Annotated in this window: 14 protein-coding genes, 1 tRNA gene, 1 pseudogene and 1 other annotated feature; all 16 genes and pseudogenes read left to right on the top strand. The window is 35.9% G+C overall.

Going from position 1 to position 16,624, the window contains the following annotated elements; all coding sequences use genetic code 11:
- Positions 1-1,021: pseudogene (locus tag HALSAC_RS17805) on the top strand (IS30 family transposase); the annotation flags it as partial.
- A gap of 445 nt (positions 1,022-1,466) precedes the next feature.
- A complete protein-coding gene (rpoB, locus tag HALSAC_RS0106275; protein WP_027339554.1) occupies positions 1,467-4,721 on the top strand; it encodes a DNA-directed RNA polymerase subunit beta in 3,255 nt (1,084 codons plus the stop codon).
- Between the two features lie 95 nt (positions 4,722-4,816).
- Entirely contained in the window at positions 4,817-8,224 is a 3,408-nt protein-coding gene (rpoC, locus tag HALSAC_RS0106270) for a DNA-directed RNA polymerase subunit beta' (protein WP_425402506.1), read from the top strand.
- Between the two features lie 197 nt (positions 8,225-8,421).
- Positions 8,422-8,796 (top strand): 30S ribosomal protein S12, encoded by a 375-nt coding sequence (rpsL, locus tag HALSAC_RS0106265; protein ID WP_027339552.1) that lies wholly within the window; start codon positions 8,422-8,424, stop codon positions 8,794-8,796.
- A gap of 55 nt (positions 8,797-8,851) precedes the next feature.
- On the top strand, positions 8,852-9,322 hold the full coding sequence (gene rpsG, locus HALSAC_RS0106260) for a 30S ribosomal protein S7 (protein WP_027339551.1): 471 nt from the start codon (positions 8,852-8,854) through the stop codon (positions 9,320-9,322).
- A gap of 24 nt (positions 9,323-9,346) precedes the next feature.
- Positions 9,347-11,419 carry an elongation factor G gene (fusA, locus tag HALSAC_RS0106255; protein WP_027339550.1) on the top strand — a complete coding sequence of 691 codons (2,073 nt, stop codon included), beginning with the start codon at positions 9,347-9,349 and terminating at the stop codon, positions 11,417-11,419.
- 27 nt (positions 11,420-11,446) lie between these two features.
- Positions 11,447-12,634 carry an elongation factor Tu gene (gene tuf / locus HALSAC_RS0106250; protein WP_027339549.1) on the top strand — a complete coding sequence of 396 codons (1,188 nt, stop codon included), beginning with the start codon at positions 11,447-11,449 and terminating at the stop codon, positions 12,632-12,634.
- A gap of 189 nt (positions 12,635-12,823) precedes the next feature.
- On the top strand, positions 12,824-12,973 hold the full coding sequence (gene rpmG, locus HALSAC_RS0106245) for a 50S ribosomal protein L33 (protein ID WP_027339548.1): 150 nt from the start codon (positions 12,824-12,826) through the stop codon (positions 12,971-12,973).
- Positions 12,974-12,987: 14 nt separating this feature from the next.
- Positions 12,988-13,064 (top strand) — tRNA-Trp (locus tag HALSAC_RS0106240).
- Between the two features lie 43 nt (positions 13,065-13,107).
- A complete protein-coding gene (gene secE / locus HALSAC_RS0106235) occupies positions 13,108-13,311 on the top strand; it encodes a preprotein translocase subunit SecE (protein WP_027339547.1) in 204 nt (67 codons plus the stop codon).
- Positions 13,312-13,348: 37 nt separating this feature from the next.
- Positions 13,349-13,879: a transcription termination/antitermination protein NusG gene (nusG, locus tag HALSAC_RS0106230; RefSeq protein ID WP_027339546.1), complete on the top strand. Its 531-nt coding sequence runs from the start codon at positions 13,349-13,351 to the stop codon at positions 13,877-13,879.
- Between the two features lie 17 nt (positions 13,880-13,896).
- The gene (gene rplK / locus HALSAC_RS0106225) at positions 13,897-14,322 is read left to right on the top strand and encodes a 50S ribosomal protein L11 (RefSeq protein ID WP_027339545.1); all 426 of its coding nucleotides are present in this window, start codon (positions 13,897-13,899) and stop codon (positions 14,320-14,322) included.
- 67 nt (positions 14,323-14,389) lie between these two features.
- On the top strand, positions 14,390-15,085 hold the full coding sequence (gene rplA / locus HALSAC_RS0106220; protein ID WP_027339544.1) for a 50S ribosomal protein L1: 696 nt from the start codon (positions 14,390-14,392) through the stop codon (positions 15,083-15,085).
- A 57-nt stretch (positions 15,086-15,142) separates the two neighbouring features.
- Positions 15,143-15,287: a sequence feature (ribosomal protein L10 leader region), on the top strand.
- 18 nt (positions 15,288-15,305) lie between these two features.
- Positions 15,306-15,824 carry a 50S ribosomal protein L10 gene (gene rplJ / locus HALSAC_RS0106215; RefSeq protein ID WP_027339543.1) on the top strand — a complete coding sequence of 173 codons (519 nt, stop codon included), beginning with the start codon at positions 15,306-15,308 and terminating at the stop codon, positions 15,822-15,824.
- Between the two features lie 33 nt (positions 15,825-15,857).
- Positions 15,858-16,223, top strand: coding sequence for a 50S ribosomal protein L7/L12 (rplL, locus tag HALSAC_RS0106210; RefSeq protein WP_027339542.1), 366 nt, complete (start codon positions 15,858-15,860; stop codon positions 16,221-16,223).
- Between the two features lie 184 nt (positions 16,224-16,407).
- Positions 16,408-16,624, top strand: a 217-nt coding sequence (locus tag HALSAC_RS15180; RefSeq protein WP_035571333.1) for a helix-turn-helix domain-containing protein, incomplete at its 3' end; no start/stop codon positions are given.

Raw genomic sequence — 16,624 nt, 5'->3', positions numbered from 1 at the left:
ATGGGAAGATAGAAAAGTAATAGAACACTTGTATAATCAACAAAACAAGTCTCCCAAAGAGATTGCACAAGAGTTAGGTAGACATAGAACTACAATAAGCAGAGAGGTTAAAAAAGGCAAAATAGAGCTATTAAATTGGGACTATACAATTAGAATAGAATATGATGCATTAAAGGTTCAAAAGGTATATGATCAAAATGCTACAGCTAAAGGAGCTAAAATAAAAATAGGTAAAGATCACAGGTTAGCTGAGTTTATAGAGGAAAAATCAAAGATAAGTATTCTCCAGAAGTAATTGCAGATATGATAAAAAATAGTGAAGATTTTGAAATAGAATTACATTGGAAGACTATCTATAATTTATATAGATAAAGGCATCCTATTTGTAAGTAGAGAAGAGTTGACCTATGGTAATTATAAAAAGTCTAAAAAGACAAAGAAGAAAGAAAAAGAATCAACTAAAAGACGTAAAGAAGGTAGAAGAATATCAGATAGGCCTAAAGCAGCTGATGAGAGGTTAGAAGTAGGTCATTGGGAAATGGATCTAGTAGAGGGTAGAAAGGGAAAAGGAGAGCCTTTCTTATTAGTTCTAACGGAGAGGTATAGTAGAAAAGAAATAATAGAGATTATACCTAATAAGACGCAGGAAGCTGTAATAAGAGGTCTGGATCGAATAGAAAGAAGAATAGGAGTAAAGAAGTTTAGAGAATTGTTCAAGACTATTACAACTGATAATGGGAAAGAATTTTATAACTATACAGGAATAGAGACTTCTTTTACAAGAAGTAAAATTCCAAGGACAAAGCAATATTATGCTGATGCTTACTCTTCTTGGCAAAGAGGGAGTAATGAGAACTTAAATAAAATGATTAGAAGGTTTTTGCCAAAAGGAAGTAGCTTTAAGAATCTTAGTAGAAATCAAATTAAAAGAATTGAAAAATGGATTAATAATTATCCTAGGAAGATGTTTGGTTTTAAAAGTTCTAATAATATATTTGAAATAGGTTTAAATGTAGCATAAATAAACACATCATATGAGGTGTTTATTTCCATAAAGGCTGTGCATTTTATATTGCAATTTTCATTTTACCTTAATTATCATCTTTTATCTTGACAACCATTTATTAATGTGTTACCATTATTTATTGTTATGGTTATTTAAAAAGTAGTAAGCATAGAGGTTTTTAGGTAGTCGATAAATTTAATTAGCCTTTTAATGTATAAAGTACATATAAAAGTAAATAATAAGTATGGTTTATAAGGCTAATTTCAATATAAAAAGAAAGTACTTAGTTTCAAAGGGAGAATTCCTCCTTTCTTGAAGCTCAGTTTAGCCAATCCATAAGCTGGATACTAATTTATCGATTTTTGAATGGAAATAGATGTTGATGGTAATTAGCTATGGATTAAATTCAATATAGTTCTTATTGTGTAGGTTTATAAAATCTGCGGGGGTGACTATTTTTATGGCCAAGCCAGCTAACTCTTTAAGGAGAGAAAGGCGAAGTTATGCTAAAGTAAGTGAAGGTATGGAAGTTCCTTATTTAATTGAAACTCAAAAGAAATCTTACGATCGGTTCCTTAACGAAGGACTTTTGGAGATTTTTCATGAGATATCTCCTATTCATGATTTTTCTGAAAATCTAGTATTGGAGTTCATTGATTATTATTTAGATGAACCTAAATATGATGAGTTTGAAAGTATGAATAGAGATATGACTTATTCCGCACCACTTAATGTAAAGGTGAGGTTGATTAATCAAGAAACTGGTGAAATTAAAGAACAAGATGTATTTATGGCTGATTTTCCTTTAATGACTGAAAAAGCTACCTTTGTAGTCAATGGTGCTGAAAGAGTTATTGTTAACCAGCTAATTAGATCTTCTGGTGTTTACTTTAGTGAGGAAGTGACTAAAGATGGAAGACAGCTTTACAATGGTAGTATAATACCTAATAGGGGGTCATGGATAGAATTTGAATATGATAAGAAAGATATAATTGCTGTTAGAGTTGATAGGGGGAGAAAGATTCCGTCAACTGTTCTATTTAGATCTTTAGGTTATGGGTCGGACGCTGAATTGATTGATTTGTTTGGAGATCACCCGATTATACATAATACAATCGAGCGTGATAATAGTGAAAGTAGAGAAGAGGGTCTAATTGCTTTATACAAGAATCAAAGACCTGGAGAGCCACCAACTGTAGAAAGTGCAGAGAGCTTGTTAGAGTCGCTGTTTTTCGATTCGAAGCGTTATGATTTAGCAAAGGTTGGTCGTTATAAGATAAATAAAAAGTTAGGTTTAGATATAGATTCTAATCTAACTACATTAACAAAAGAAGATATAGTTGAAACTGTGAAATATATGCTCAAATTGATTGATAATGAAGGTGGAGCTAAGATAGATGATATAGACCATCTTGGTAATAGGCGACTAAAGACTGTAGGTGAATTACTGCAGAACCAATTTAGGATTGGTCTATCGAGAATGGAAAGGGTAGTTAGAGAGAGAATGACTATCCAAGATATTGATGTAATAACACCGCAAAACTTAATCAATACTAGACCAGTAGCTGCATCAATCAAGGAGTTCTTTGGTAGTAGTCAGTTATCGCAATTTATGGATCAGACTAATCCTCTATCAGAGTTGACTCATAAAAGAAGGATGAGTGCTTTAGGACCTGGAGGATTAAGTCGGGAACGTGCTGGTTTTGATGTTCGTGATGTTCATCATACTCATTATGGTCGTATATGTCCTATTGAAACTCCTGAAGGGCCAAATATTGGACTTATTGGTTCTATGTGTATATATGGTAAGACAAATGAATTCGGTTTCATCCAGACACCATACCGTAAGGTAGTAGATGGTGTGGTAACAGAAGAGGTAGACTATATAACTGCTGATGAAGGAGATAATTTTGTAATCACTCAGGCGACTGAAGAGGTTAATGCAGACGGTAAGTTTGTTGGAGATAGGGTTTTTGCTCGTTACCAAGGAGAAACCATTACTGTTTCGCCTCAAAAGGTAGATTATGTAGATGTTTCTCCAAAACAGATTATTAGTGTTTCAACAGCTTTAATACCTTTCTTGGAGAATGATGATGCTAATCGTGCTCTTATGGGTGCTAATATGCAACGACAAGCTGTACCTTTATTGATAACCGATGCACCTTATGTTGGAACAGGGATCGAGTATGCAGCTGCAAAAGATTCTGGAGGCACAATTGTTGCTAAAAATTCTGGAGAGGTAATGAAGGTAACTGGTGATAAGATATTAGTTAAGACTGATGAAGGAACTGTAGATAAATATAAAATCACTAAGTTTACTCGTTCTAACCAGGGTAGTTGTGTTAATCAAAAGCCAATCGTTCAAAAAGGTGATAGGGTAGAAAAAGGAACTATTATTGGAGATGGTCCTGCTACTGATAAAGGAGAACTTGCCTTAGGACGTAACTCTGTAATCGCTTTTATGCCTTGGGAAGGTTATAATTACGAGGATGCTATATTAATAAGTGAAAAGTTAGTTAAAGAAGACGCTTTAACTTCTATTCATATTGAAGAATATGAAGCTGAAGCTCGCGATACTAAGCTTGGTCCTGAAGAGATAACTAGAGATATTCCTAATGTAGGTGAAAGTGCTCTTAAAGATTTAGATGAAAGAGGTATTATTAGAGTTGGTGCAGAAGTTGAATCGGGAGATATCTTAGTTGGTAAAGTTACTCCTAAGGGGGAAACTGAGTTATCAGCCGAAGAGAGATTATTACGTGCTATCTTTGGTGAGAAAGCTAGAGAGGTTAGAGATACATCTCTAAGAGTACCTCATGGTGAAGAAGGAATTGTTGTTGATGTTAAGGTGTTTAATCGTGAAGATGGTGATGAGTTAAAAGCAGGAGTCAATAAACTTGTTAGGGTTTATATAGTTAAGAAGTTAAAGATTACTGTTGGAGATAAATTAGCCGGACGTCATGGTAACAAAGGGGTTATTTCTAGAATATTACCTGAAGAGGATATGCCTTATTTGCCTAATGGAGAGCCAGTAGAGATAGTTTTAAATCCACTTGGGGTTCCATCTCGTATGAATATTGGTCAGGTATTAGAGACCCACTTGGGTATGGCAGCTAGGGCATTAGGTATACATGTTTCAACTCCAGTCTTTAATGGAGCGAATGAAGAAGATGTAGAAGATACATTAGAGGAAGCAGGTTTAGCAAGGGATGGGAAAACTCTTCTTTATGATGGTAGAACAGGAGAGCCTTTTGAAAATAGAGTAACCGTTGGAGTAATGTATATGCTTAAGTTACATCATTTAGCCCATGATAAGATGCATGGTCGTTCTACTGGTCCATACTCTTTAGTTACTCAACAACCCTTAGGAGGTAAAGCTCAATTTGGGGGTCAGAGGTTTGGAGAGATGGAAGTGTGGGCCTTAGAGGCTTATGGTGCATCTCATACCTTACAAGAAATGTTAACAGTAAAGTCTGATGATGTTGTAGGTCGTGTCCAAGCTTATGAGGCAATTGTTAAAGGGGAGAATGTTCCTGAACCAGGCATACCAGAATCCTTTAAAGTATTAATTAAAGAGATGCAAAGTATTGGTTTGGATGCAAAAGTCTATTCTGAAGAAGAAGAAGAGTTATCTATTGAAGAACAAGAGATAAATGAAACAACTAAGAAGCTAGGGTTAGATTTAATCAGTGATGATGATAATGATGATAAGGATTAGGGTAGTTATTAGTTAGAATAGTTATTAGTTATAGGAAAACTAAAACTAAAGAAGGGGGAGTGTTGCCCTTGTTTAATGTTAATAACTTCGATTCAATGAAGATTGGTCTTGCTTCACCAGAAAAGATACGTTCATGGTCAAGTGGTGAGGTAAAGAAACCAGAAACAATTAATTATAGAACTTTAAAACCTGAGAAGGAAGGTCTATTTTGTGAGAAGATATTTGGGCCAACTAAGGATTGGGAATGTCATTGTGGTAAATACAAGAGGGTTAGGTATAAAGGGGTAGTATGTGATCGTTGTGGAGTTGAGGTTACACGCTCTAAGGTAAGAAGAGAGAGAATGGGGCACATAGAATTAGCTGCTCCTGTCTCTCACATCTGGTTCTTTAAAGGTATTCCAAGTCGTTTAGGTTTGGTTATGGATATGTCACCTCGTTCTCTGGAAAAGGTTCTTTATTTTGTTTCTTACATTGTAATTGATACTGGAGATACGCCTTTAAGTGAGAAACAACTTTTAAGTGAGGCAGAATTTAGAGAGGCTAGGGAGAAGTACGGAGATGATTTTAAAGCTGGGATGGGCGCTGAAGCTATTAAAGAGATACTAAGGAACTTGAACTTGGACAAGGAAGTTGATGAGCTTAGAAAGTCCATTAAAGGTGTCTCTGGACAAAGGCGTAAACGTGGAGTAAGAAGGTTAAAAGTGCTAGAAGGTTTAAGAAATTCTGGGAATAGGCCAGAATGGATGGTATTAGATGTCATCCCTGTTATTCCACCAGAATTAAGGCCTATGGTTCAACTAGATGGAGGTCGTTTTGCTACTTCAGATTTAAATGATCTTTATAGGAGAGTTATAAATAGAAATAATAGGTTAAAAAGGTTGTTAGACCTTGGTGCGCCTGAAATTATTATTCGCAATGAAAAGAGAATGTTGCAAGAGGCAGTAGATGCTTTAATTGATAATGGTCGCAGAGGTCGACCTGTAACAGGTGCTGGTAACAGACCACTGAAATCATTAAGCGATATGTTGAAGGGTAAACAGGGTCGTTTTAGACAGAATCTATTAGGTAAACGTGTTGATTATTCTGGGCGTTCTGTTATTGTTGTAGGGCCATATTTAAGGATGGATCAGTGTGGATTGCCTAAGAAGATGGCTTTGGAGTTATTTAAACCTTTCGTTATGAAGAGATTAGTTGATAAAGAGTTGGCCCATAATATTAAGAGTGCAAAAGGAATGGTTGAAAAGATAGATAGCAGGGTTTGGGGGGTTTTAGAAGAAGTTATCAAGGAACATCCTGTCCTATTAAACCGTGCTCCTACGCTACATAGGTTAGGTATTCAAGCTTTTGAGCCAGTCTTAGTAGAAGGAAAGGCAATTAGAGTTCATCCATTAGTATGTCCTGCATATAATGCCGACTTTGATGGTGACCAGATGGCCGTTCATGTTCCTTTATCTGCTGAAGCACAAGCGGAGTGTAGATTGTTGATGCTTTCAACTTATAACATTTTAGCGCCATCAGATGGAGAAGCTATTGCTGTACCATCACAGGATATGATTTTAGGTGCTTATTACCTAACAATCCTTAGAGATGGAGCTAAAGGTGAAGGTAAAATATTCTCCTCTGTAGACGAAGTTATTATGGCCTATGAAAATAATATAGTTACATTGCATACAAAAATTAAATTTAGATTTGAAGATGGAAAGATAATAGATACAGGTGTAGGTAGAGTAATATTCAATGATGCCTTAGATGATGATTTACCTTTCTACAATGATATATTCGATAAAGGAAGACTAAAAGCCCTTGTAACAGATTGTCATAGGAGGTTAGGTCCTAATAAAACTGCTGAAATTCTAGATTCTATAATGCAATTAACATTTAGATATGCTACTAGATCTGGAATTACAATTAGTGTTAGTGATGTAGATGTTCCACAAGCAAAGTATGACATTGTTAAGGAGTCTGAAGGTAAGGTTAAAAAGATTGAGAAACAGTATAGAAGAGGTCTTATTACGGAAAAAGAGAGATATCAACGTGTTATTGATATTTGGAGTAGTGCAAAGGATAGGGTAACAGAAGCATTGATAGATAATCTTGAAGAGTTTAACCCTATTTATATGATGGCTACTTCGGGTGCTCGTGGTAATACATCTCAGATAACACAGCTAGGTGGAATGAGAGGTCTTATGGCCGATCCATCAGGTAGAATTATAGATGTGCCAATTAAAGCTTCATTCCGCGAAGGGTTAACAGTGTTAGAATTCTTTATTTCAACACATGGTGCAAGAAAAGGGTTAGCAGATACCGCACTAAGGACTGCAGACTCCGGTTATCTAACAAGGCGTCTTGTAGATGTTTCTCAAGATGTTATTGTAAGAGAAAGTGATTGTGGAACTGAAGAAGGGCTAATGGTTGGCCCGATTAAAGAAGATGGAGAAATTGTTGAATCCTTAAGAGAAAGAATTGTTGGTAGAACACCTTCTGTTGATTTAAAAGATCCTAAAACAGATGAAGTTATTATCAAGAGAAACCAGATGATAACCGAGGATATAATTGATACAATAGAGAATGCTGGAATAGAAGAAGTAGAGATAAGAACTGTACTTACATGTAGAACTAAGCACGGTGTTTGTCAAAAATGTTATGGACGTAACCTAGCTGATGGAAAAGAAGTTAATGTAGGTGAAGCAATAGGTATTATGGCCGCTCAATCTATTGGTGAGCCAGGAACCCAGTTAACAATGAGAACTTTCCATACCGGTGGAGTTGCTGGAGACGATATTACTCAGGGTCTTCCTCGTGTTGAAGAGCTTTTTGAAGCCCGTAATCCAAAAGGTCAAGCTGTCGTAACTGAACTTGATGGTCAAGTAAATATCGTTGAGAATGGAAGATCTTACAAAGCTGTTATCAAGACTAAAGAGGGTAAACAAAAGACTTATCAATTACCTTATGGTTCTGAATTGATAATCGAAGATGGTCAATACGTTAAAGCTGGTGATAGAATGACTAAGGGGCCATTAAATCCTGAAGATATCTTAAGAATTAGAGGTAAGAGAGACGTTCAAAAGTATATATTAAGAGAAGTTCAAAATGTTTATAGATCTCAGGGTGTAGAAACAAATGATAAACATATTGAAGTTATTATACGCCAAATGATGAATAAGGTTAAAATAAAAGAGGCGGGAGACACAGAATTATTACCTGGAAGTTTGGTAGATATATTTGACTTTGAGAAAGAGAATGAAAAGGTAATAAGCCAAGGTAATGAACCTGCTACTGCAACGCCAGAACTTTTAGGTATTACTAAAGCATCATTAGCCACAGAAAGTTTCTTATCTGCTGCGTCTTTCCAGGAGACAACTAGGGTCTTAACGGAAGCATCATTAGAAGGTAAGAGTGATAGTCTTTTAGGATTAAAGGAGAATGTGATTATTGGTCAACTAATTCCTGCTGGTACTGGTATGAAGAGATATAGAGAAGTAGAGAGTGAGCTTATAGAATAAATAGAAAAAAGGGGTTGACAGTTACTTAAGTAGATGTTAAAATACCTAAGTGTGTTACGGTAATAGTTAACCTGTTTAATAACTTATTATATAGCTTTTCTGATTGAAGTTTTAAAATGGGTAAGTTTAAGGATGCAAATTTGATTTGCATCCTTGTCTAAAAATTAAATTCTAAATTTTCGGAAGGGGGTGCACTAATGCCAACTATAAACCAATTAATTCGCAAAGGAAGAAAAACTGTTGCAAAGAAAAAAGGGGCTAGGGCACTAGAAGGTTCACCGCAAAAAAGAGGTGTTTGTACTAGAGTTTATACTGCAACACCTAAAAAACCTAACTCTGCATTGAGAAAAGTTGCTCGTGTTCGTTTGACGAATGGAAAAGAAATAACAGCTTATATTCCAGGGATAGGACATAACTTACAAGAACACTCCGTTGTTTTAGTAAGAGGTGGTCGTGTAAAAGATTTGCCAGGTGTCAGATATACTATAGTTCGTGGAGCTTTAGATACAGCTGGTGTAGAAGATAGACGTCAAGGGCGTTCTAAGTATGGTGTGAAAAAGCCGCGTGACTAATTTTGAACCTATAGTTTATGATAAAGTTATAGGTTAAGGAAAAGGAGGGGAAAAGATGTCAAGAAAAGGTAGAGCACAAATCAGAGAGACAATTGCTGATCCAGTTTATAACAGCAAACTTGTAAGCCGTTTTATTAATAGTATTATGATTGATGGGAAGAAAAGTCTGGCTGAAAATATCTTTTATGATGCAATGCAAACAGTAAAAGAGAAGACTGGTGAAGATCAAATGGAAGTCTTAAAAGAGGCCTTAAATAATGTTATGCCGGTATTAGAAATTAAAAGTCGTCGTGTAGGTGGAGCTAATTATCAGGTTCCTGTTGAAGTTAGTAATCGTCGTAGAATCACTTTAGGTCTAAGATGGATAATAAATTCATCTAGAGCTCGTAGTGAAAGAACAATGGTGGAAAGATTTGCCAATGAAATCATTGATGCTTATAATAACGAAGGTGGAGCAGTTAAGAAAAAGGAAGAAGTACATCGTATGGCTGAAGCAAATAAAGCTTTTGCTCATTATAGATGGTAATAAAGTATAAAGGAGGTAGTTGAAGTGGCCAGACAATTTTCATTGAAAAAGACGAGAAACATAGGGATTATGGCACATATTGATGCTGGTAAGACAACTGCAACAGAACGTATATTGTTCTATACAGGTCGTGTGCACAAGATTGGGGAAACTCATGATGGTGCTTCTCAGATGGATTGGATGGAGCAGGAGAAAGAGCGTGGAATTACAATCACCTCTGCTGCTACTACATGCCAATGGAAAGACCATAGAGTTAACATTATAGATACGCCTGGACATGTGGACTTTACTGTTGAAGTAGAAAGATCTCTAAGGGTTCTAGATGGAGCAGTAGGTGTTTTCTGTTCTGTAGGAGGTGTCGAACCTCAATCAGAGACAGTTTGGAGACAGGCTGATAAATACAATGTTCCAAGGATTGCTTTTGTAAATAAAATGGATAGAACAGGGGCAGATTTCTATAATGTTGTTCAAATGATGGAAGATAGAATTGCTGCCAACCCTCTTCCAGTTCAAATACCAGTTGGAAAAGAGGATGAATTTAAAGGTTCTATTGACTTGATCGAAATGAATGCTATTATCTATGATGAGGAATTAGGAATTGAGTTTGAAATTGAAGAAATTCCTGCTGAATTAAAAGATAAAGCTGAAGAATATAGAGAGCTTTTAATAGAAAAGATTGCTGATGCTGATGAAGAGCTTATGATGAAATATCTAGAAGGAGAAGAGATTACAGTAGAGGAGATAAGAGAAGCTATCCGTAAAGGAACTATCAACAACGAATTTACTCCTGTACTATGTGGTACAGCTTTAAAGAACAAAGGGGTTCAACCTCTATTAGATGCTGTTCTTGCTTTCTTACCATCTCCATTAGAGATTCCTCCGGTTACAGGAATTAAACCTCGTAGCGAAGAGGAAGTTACTAGAGAAGCCTCTGATGATGCTCCATTTTCTTCTTTAGCATTTAAGATTATGACTGATCCTTATGTAGGTAAACTAGCTTTCTTTAGAGTTTATTCTGGAACTCTAGAAGCTGGATCATATGTTTACAACTCAACAAAAGATCAAAAAGAAAGAGTTGGACGTATTTTACAGATGCACGCTAATAAGCGTGAAGAGAGAGATGAAGTATATGCAGGAGACTTGGCTGCAGCAGTAGGTTTAAAGAACACAAGTACTGGTGATACTTTATGTGATCAAGATGATCCTGTAATATTAGAAACTATGGAGTTCCCTGAGCCGGTAATTCATGTTGCTATTGAACCTAAGACTCAAAAGGACAGTGACAAATTAGGAGAATCTTTACAAAAATTAGCTGAAGAAGATCCTACTTTCACTGTTAAAACTGATGATGAGACAGGTCAAACAATTATTGGTGGTATGGGAGAATTACACTTAGACGTACTGGTTGATCGCTTAACTAGAGAATTTAATGTAGAAGCTAATATAGGTGAACCACAAGTAGCTTATAGAGAAACCTTCACTAAGAAAGCTGAAGTTGAAGGTAAGTTCATTAGACAATCTGGTGGACGTGGACAGTATGGGCATGTTGTTATAGAGGTTGAACCATTAGATCCAGGTTCTGGTTTTGAATTTGAAGACAATATAGTTGGAGGAGCTATTCCAAGAGATTATATTTCTTCTGTTGAGCAAGGTATTAAGGAAGCTTTAGACAATGGTGTTCTAATAGGATCTCCAGTTGTGGATGTTAAGGTTGCTTTAAATGATGGTTCTTACCATGATGTTGATTCCTCTGAGATGGCATTTAAAATTGCTGGTTCTATGGCTATTAAAGAGAGTGTTTCTAAAGTTAAACCTGTAATACTTGAGCCTATTATGGCAGTAGAAGTTACAACTCCTGAAGAGTATATGGGAGATGTGATTGGAGACCTTAATAGTCGTCGTGGTCAAGTTGAAGGGATGGAACAAAGAGGTAATGCTAGAGTAATTAAAGCCGCTGTTCCTTTATCTGAAATGTTTGGGTATGCAACAGACCTTCGCTCTAATACACAAGGTCGTGCTCAATATGTAATGCAGATGGATCACTATGATAAGGTTCCAGCTAATATATCTAAAGAAATTATGGAAAAAGTCAACTAAATAAAATTACTTAAGGGGGAAATAAAAATGGCAAAGGAAAAGTTTGAAAGAACGAAACCTCATGTTAATATTGGTACAATTGGTCACGTTGACCATGGAAAGACAACAACTACAGCAGCTATTACAAAGGTGCTAGGTGTAAGTGCGGGTGCAGAAGGGTCTAACTTCGAAGATATTGATAATGCACCAGAGGAAAGAGAAAGAGGAATTACAATTGCAACATCTCACGTAGAGTATGAAACAGAGAATAGACACTATGCTCACGTAGATTGTCCAGGACATGCTGACTATGTAAAGAATATGATTACAGGAGCAGCACAGATGGATGGAGCAATTTTGATAGTATCTGCAGCAGACGGGCCAATGCCTCAAACAAGAGAGCACTTATTATTAGCTCGTCAGGTAGGGGTACCTAAGATTGTTGTATTCTTAAACAAAGCAGATATGGTTGATGACGAAGAGTTAATCGAATTAGTAGAGATGGAAGTAAGAGAATTAATGAGTGAGTATGAATTTGATGGAGATGACGCTCCAGTAGTAGTAGGTTCATCTCTAATGGCACTAGAAGATCCAACAGGAGATTGGGCAGACAAGATTCATGAATTAATGGATGCAGTTGATGAGTATATTCCAACTCCAGAAAGAGACACAGACAAAGACTTCTTAATGCCAGTTGAGGATGTATTCTCAATTACAGGTCGTGGAACAGTAGCGACAGGTCGTGTAGAAAGTGGAGTATTACACGTTGGAGACGAAGTAGAAATCGTAGGAATTAAAGATACAGAAACTACAACAATCACAGGAATTGAGATGTTCCGTAAGTTGATGGATGATGCTCAAGCAGGAGATAACATAGGAGCATTATTAAGAGGAGTTAAAAGAGAAGATATTGAACGTGGACAGGTATTAGCTAAGCCTGGAAGCATTACTCCTCATACAAAGTTTAAAGCTGAAGTTTATGTATTAAGTAAAGAAGAGGGTGGAAGACATACTCCATTCTTCGATGGATATACACCACAATTTTACTTTAGAACAACTGATGTTACTGGAACTATCAACTTGCCAGAAGGTGTAGAGATGGTAATGCCAGGAGATAACATCGAGATGGACGGAAGCTTAATTTCTCCAATCGCAATGGATGAAGGATTACGTTTTGCGATTAGAGAGGGTGGAAGAACTGTTGGTGCAGGTGTAGTTACTAAAATTGTTGAATAATTTTAGTTTGAAATGGTGAATAATAAGAAAAGTGGGTGAAAGCACCCGCTTTTCTATTGTTTTAAAAATCAGATTTAAATGTTAAAATAGGATATCAAATTTTCATTGACTTCTATTACAAAATGTGATAAAGTGTATAAGGTGTTGATGTAATTAATGATCCATTTATTGTGTTAGGGGGTGGCATCAATGAGAGAAATAATTACTTTAGAATGCACAGAGTGTAGAAGGCGTAACTATACTACTACTAAAAATAAAACTAATCAAAGAGAAAGGCTTGAAATAAAGAAGTATTGTAAGTTCTGTAAAGAGCATACTGCTCATAAGGAAACTAAGTAATTAAGAAATTATATAGGCCTGTGGCTCAATTGGCTAGAGCATCGGACTCCAAATCCGAGGGTTGGGGGTTCAAGTCCCTCCAGGCCTGCCAATTATAAAAAAGATTAATAATCATCAATGAGGATGTGGAATAAATGGCTGAGAAAGGTAATTGGTCTAAGATGCTAAAGTTTTTTAGAGAAGTAAAAGCTGAGCTAAAGAAGGTTAATTGGCCAAATCGTGATAAATTAGTTTCATATACGATGGTTGTAATAGTCTCTATCTTACTTATATCTTTATTTATTGGTGGGGTTGATTTGGTTTTTTCTAATTTAGTGAGGTTAATCATTCTTGACTAGGGAGGTGCGGGTCCTGCTGAAGTAGGGTCCCTTTATTATGAGTAATAAAGTGGAATGGTATGCAATCCATACCTATTCTGGCCATGAAAATAAAGTTAAAGCAAATTTAGAACAAAGAATTAAAGCTACTGGGATGGAAGAAAAGATATTTGAGATCGTAATTCCATCTGAGGAAAAAGTTAAAGTTAAAAAAGGTAAGAAAACTGTTGTCAAAGAAAAGTTCTTTCCAGGGTATGCATTAGTCAAGATGATCATGGATGATGATTCTTGGTATGTTGTTAGGAATACGCCAGGAGTTATCGGCTTTGCTAGTGCTGGAACTAAGCCTATACCTGTTAATGAGACTGAAATGAGCAGTGTCTTTACTTCTATGGGATTAGAAGAGAAGAAAGCTGATATAGACTTGGAAGTAGGACAAAGTGTTAAAGTTACCGAGGGTCCTTTTGAGGACTTTGTTGGTGAAATCCAAGAAATAGACTTTGAAAAAGAGAAATTAGTTGTTTTAGTCTCTATGTTTGGAAGAGAGACACCAGTTGAATTAGAATATAATCAAGTTGAAGAAATATAAGGAGGTGTAATTAATTTATGGCAAAAGAAGTTGTAGGTAAGATTAGTTTGCAAGTACCTGCTGGTAAAGCTAATCCAGCTCCTCCAGTTGGTCCAGCTTTAGGACAACATGGAGTTAATATTATGGAGTTTTGTAAAGCTTTTAATGCAAAAACTGCTGACCAGGCGGGGAATATTATCCCAGTAGAAATTACGGTTTATGCTGATCGTTCTTTTGATTTTATTACTAAAACTCCTCCTGCTGCAAACTTATTAAAGAAGGCTGCAGGTATTGAGAGAGCTTCTGGAGAACCAAATGTTAATAAAGTAGCTACTGTGAGCCTAGATGATGTTAAAGAGATTGCTGAGCTTAAGATGGAAGATCTTAATGCTGCTAGCTTAGAGTCTGCTGTTAGTATGATCAAAGGTACTGCTAGAAGTATGGGAATTATTGTTGAGGACTAATTTTAGATAATCTATTCAAATAAAGTGGGAGGAATATTCCGCTAAAACCACGAAGGGAGTTTTTTATATGTCGAAGAGATATAATGAGTCTAATAAAAAAGTTGATTCTGAAAAATTATATGATATCAAAGAAGCTTTAAGTTTAGCAAAAGAGACTGCTACTGCTAACTTTTCTGAAACTGTTGAAGTTTCTGTAAATCTAGGGATTGATACCAGCAAAAATGACCAACAGGTTAGAGGAGCTGTTGTCTTACCTAAGGGAACTGGTAAAGAAGTTAAAGTAATCGCTTTTGCTCAAGGAGAAAAAGTTAAAGAGGCTGAAGCAGCCGGCGCTGATGTTGTTGGTGGTGAAGAATTAGCTGATAAGATACAAGGTGGATGGTTTGATTTTGATGTAGTTGTAGCTACTCCAGATATGATGAGTGTTGTTGGGAAGTTAGGTCCTGTTTTAGGTCCTAAAGGATTAATGCCTAATCCTAAAGTTGGAACTGTTACTTTTGATGTTGAACAAGCTATTAAAGATATTAAAGCTGGTCAAGTCGAGTACAGAGCTGATAAAGGTGGGAATATTCATCTTCCAATTGGAAAAGATAATTTCGAGTTGGATGATTTATATGAAAACTTTACAACTGTTATGGAGACTATAGTTAAAGCTAGGCCTGCTGGAGCTAAAGGTAGATATCTGCTTAATATTGCTGTTTCTGCTACTATGGGACCTGGAATCAAAATCGATCCTCAAGCTATTATTAAACTTTTAGCATAATATATAAAAAAGTATTGACTTGTTTTAATTTGTGTGTTAGAATTTGTGTTGTGTTAAAAATAGAATAAAAACGAGCCGTAGACAGTAGGTGCTTTAAAAGCTTAATATTCCTACCGAGGCTGGATGTACTTATAAAGGTAGTAATTCTTTGCTGCTTATAACAAAAGTCTCCGGCTGCTGCGGGGGCTTTTTAGTTTTTACAAGGAGGTGGATAGAAAGGATGGGCCAAAGAAAAGAGAAAGAGCTTATCGTAGAAGAACTTGTTGAAAAGTTTTCTAATTCTAAATCAGTTGTTTTAACAGATTATAGAGGTTTGGATGTTGCTGAAGTAACTGAATTAAGAAGTAAATTAAGAGAAGCTGGTGTTGATTATAAGGTAGCAAAAAATACATTAGCTTACTTAGCTGCTAAAGAAGTAGGTTATGAGTCAATCCAAGAATATCTAAGTGGGCCAACAGCTATCGCTTTTTCTGACGAAGATCCAGTAGCACCTGCAAAGATATTAGCTGATTTTGCAGAAGATCATAAAAATCTAGAGATTAAATCAGGTCTTTTAGATGGAAATTTATTGGATGTTAATGAGATTAAAGCATTAGCTGATATTCCACCAAGAGAGGTCTTGCTTGCTCAAGTTGCAAGAGGAATGAAAGCCCCAATTACAGGTTTGGTACATTGCTTGAAATATCCATTAAACAGTTTAGTTTATGCGCTTAATGCTGTTAAGGAAACCAAAGAATAAAAATAATTTTAAGAAAACAAGGAGGAAGAAAAGATGAATAAAAATGACATTTTAGAAGCAATTGAAAATATGACTGTTTTAGAATTAGCTGAATTGGTAGAGGAATTAGAAGAAAAATTTGACGTAAGTGCTGCTGCTCCTGTAGCTATGGCTGCTCCTGCTGCTGGTGGTGCTGCTGCTGAAGAGCAAACTGAGTTTGACGTTGTATTAACTGCTGCTGGAAGTAGCAAAATCAAAGTAATCAAAGCAGTTAGAGGTGTTACTGACTTAGGACTTAAAGAAGCTAAAGCATTAGTTGATGGTGCTCCTAGCCCAGTAAAAGAGGGTGTAGATAAGGACACTGCTGAAGAAATTAAAGAACAATTAGAAGAGGCTGGAGCTTCTGTAGAAATTAAGTAATTAATCTTTAATGAAGAATAAACTTTTATAAAGAAGCACTCTGTTAGAAAACAGGGTGCTTTTTTACCTTAATTAGGAACATTGTATAATTAAATGCACGGATAGTGCAAAAAATAAATGACACATATGAATACCTCATATATAATGTTAAATAACCACAAATAACATAAAGTGAGGTATTGATATGTGCCAAGATAATTATAACACAAATGAGAACAAAGGTGAACACTTAAAATGGGAAGATAGAAAAGTAATAGAACACTTGTATAATCAACAAAACAAGTCTCCCAAAGAGATTGCACAAGGGTTAGGTAGACATAGAACTACAATAAGCAGAGAGGTTAAAAAAGGCAAAATAGAGCTATTAAATTGGGACTATACAATTAGAATAGAATATGATG

The sequence above is a fragment of the Halonatronum saccharophilum DSM 13868 genome (genome assembly GCF_000517025.1).
Classification (GTDB): domain Bacteria; phylum Bacillota; class Halanaerobiia; order Halobacteroidales; family Halobacteroidaceae; genus Halonatronum; species Halonatronum saccharophilum.
Note: the sequence above shows the minus strand (reverse complement) of the source record. Positions and strands in the feature narration are given on the sequence as shown.

Coding starts and splice junctions, on each gene's coding strand:
- rpoB (WP_027339554.1), top strand. CDS start 1,467: ATGGCCAAGCCAGCTAACTCTTTAAGGAGAGAAAGGCGAAGTTATGCT.
- rpoC (WP_425402506.1), top strand. CDS start 4,817: ATGAAGATTGGTCTTGCTTCACCAGAAAAGATACGTTCATGGTCAAGT.
- rpsL (WP_027339552.1), top strand. CDS start 8,422: ATGCCAACTATAAACCAATTAATTCGCAAAGGAAGAAAAACTGTTGCA.
- rpsG (WP_027339551.1), top strand. CDS start 8,852: ATGTCAAGAAAAGGTAGAGCACAAATCAGAGAGACAATTGCTGATCCA.
- tuf (WP_027339549.1), top strand. CDS start 11,447: ATGGCAAAGGAAAAGTTTGAAAGAACGAAACCTCATGTTAATATTGGT.
- rpmG (WP_027339548.1), top strand. CDS start 12,824: ATGAGAGAAATAATTACTTTAGAATGCACAGAGTGTAGAAGGCGTAAC.
- secE (WP_027339547.1), top strand. CDS start 13,108: ATGGCTGAGAAAGGTAATTGGTCTAAGATGCTAAAGTTTTTTAGAGAA.
- nusG (WP_027339546.1), top strand. CDS start 13,349: ATGAGTAATAAAGTGGAATGGTATGCAATCCATACCTATTCTGGCCAT.
- rplK (WP_027339545.1), top strand. CDS start 13,897: ATGGCAAAAGAAGTTGTAGGTAAGATTAGTTTGCAAGTACCTGCTGGT.
- rplA (WP_027339544.1), top strand. CDS start 14,390: ATGTCGAAGAGATATAATGAGTCTAATAAAAAAGTTGATTCTGAAAAA.
- rplJ (WP_027339543.1), top strand. CDS start 15,306: ATGGGCCAAAGAAAAGAGAAAGAGCTTATCGTAGAAGAACTTGTTGAA.
- rplL (WP_027339542.1), top strand. CDS start 15,858: ATGAATAAAAATGACATTTTAGAAGCAATTGAAAATATGACTGTTTTA.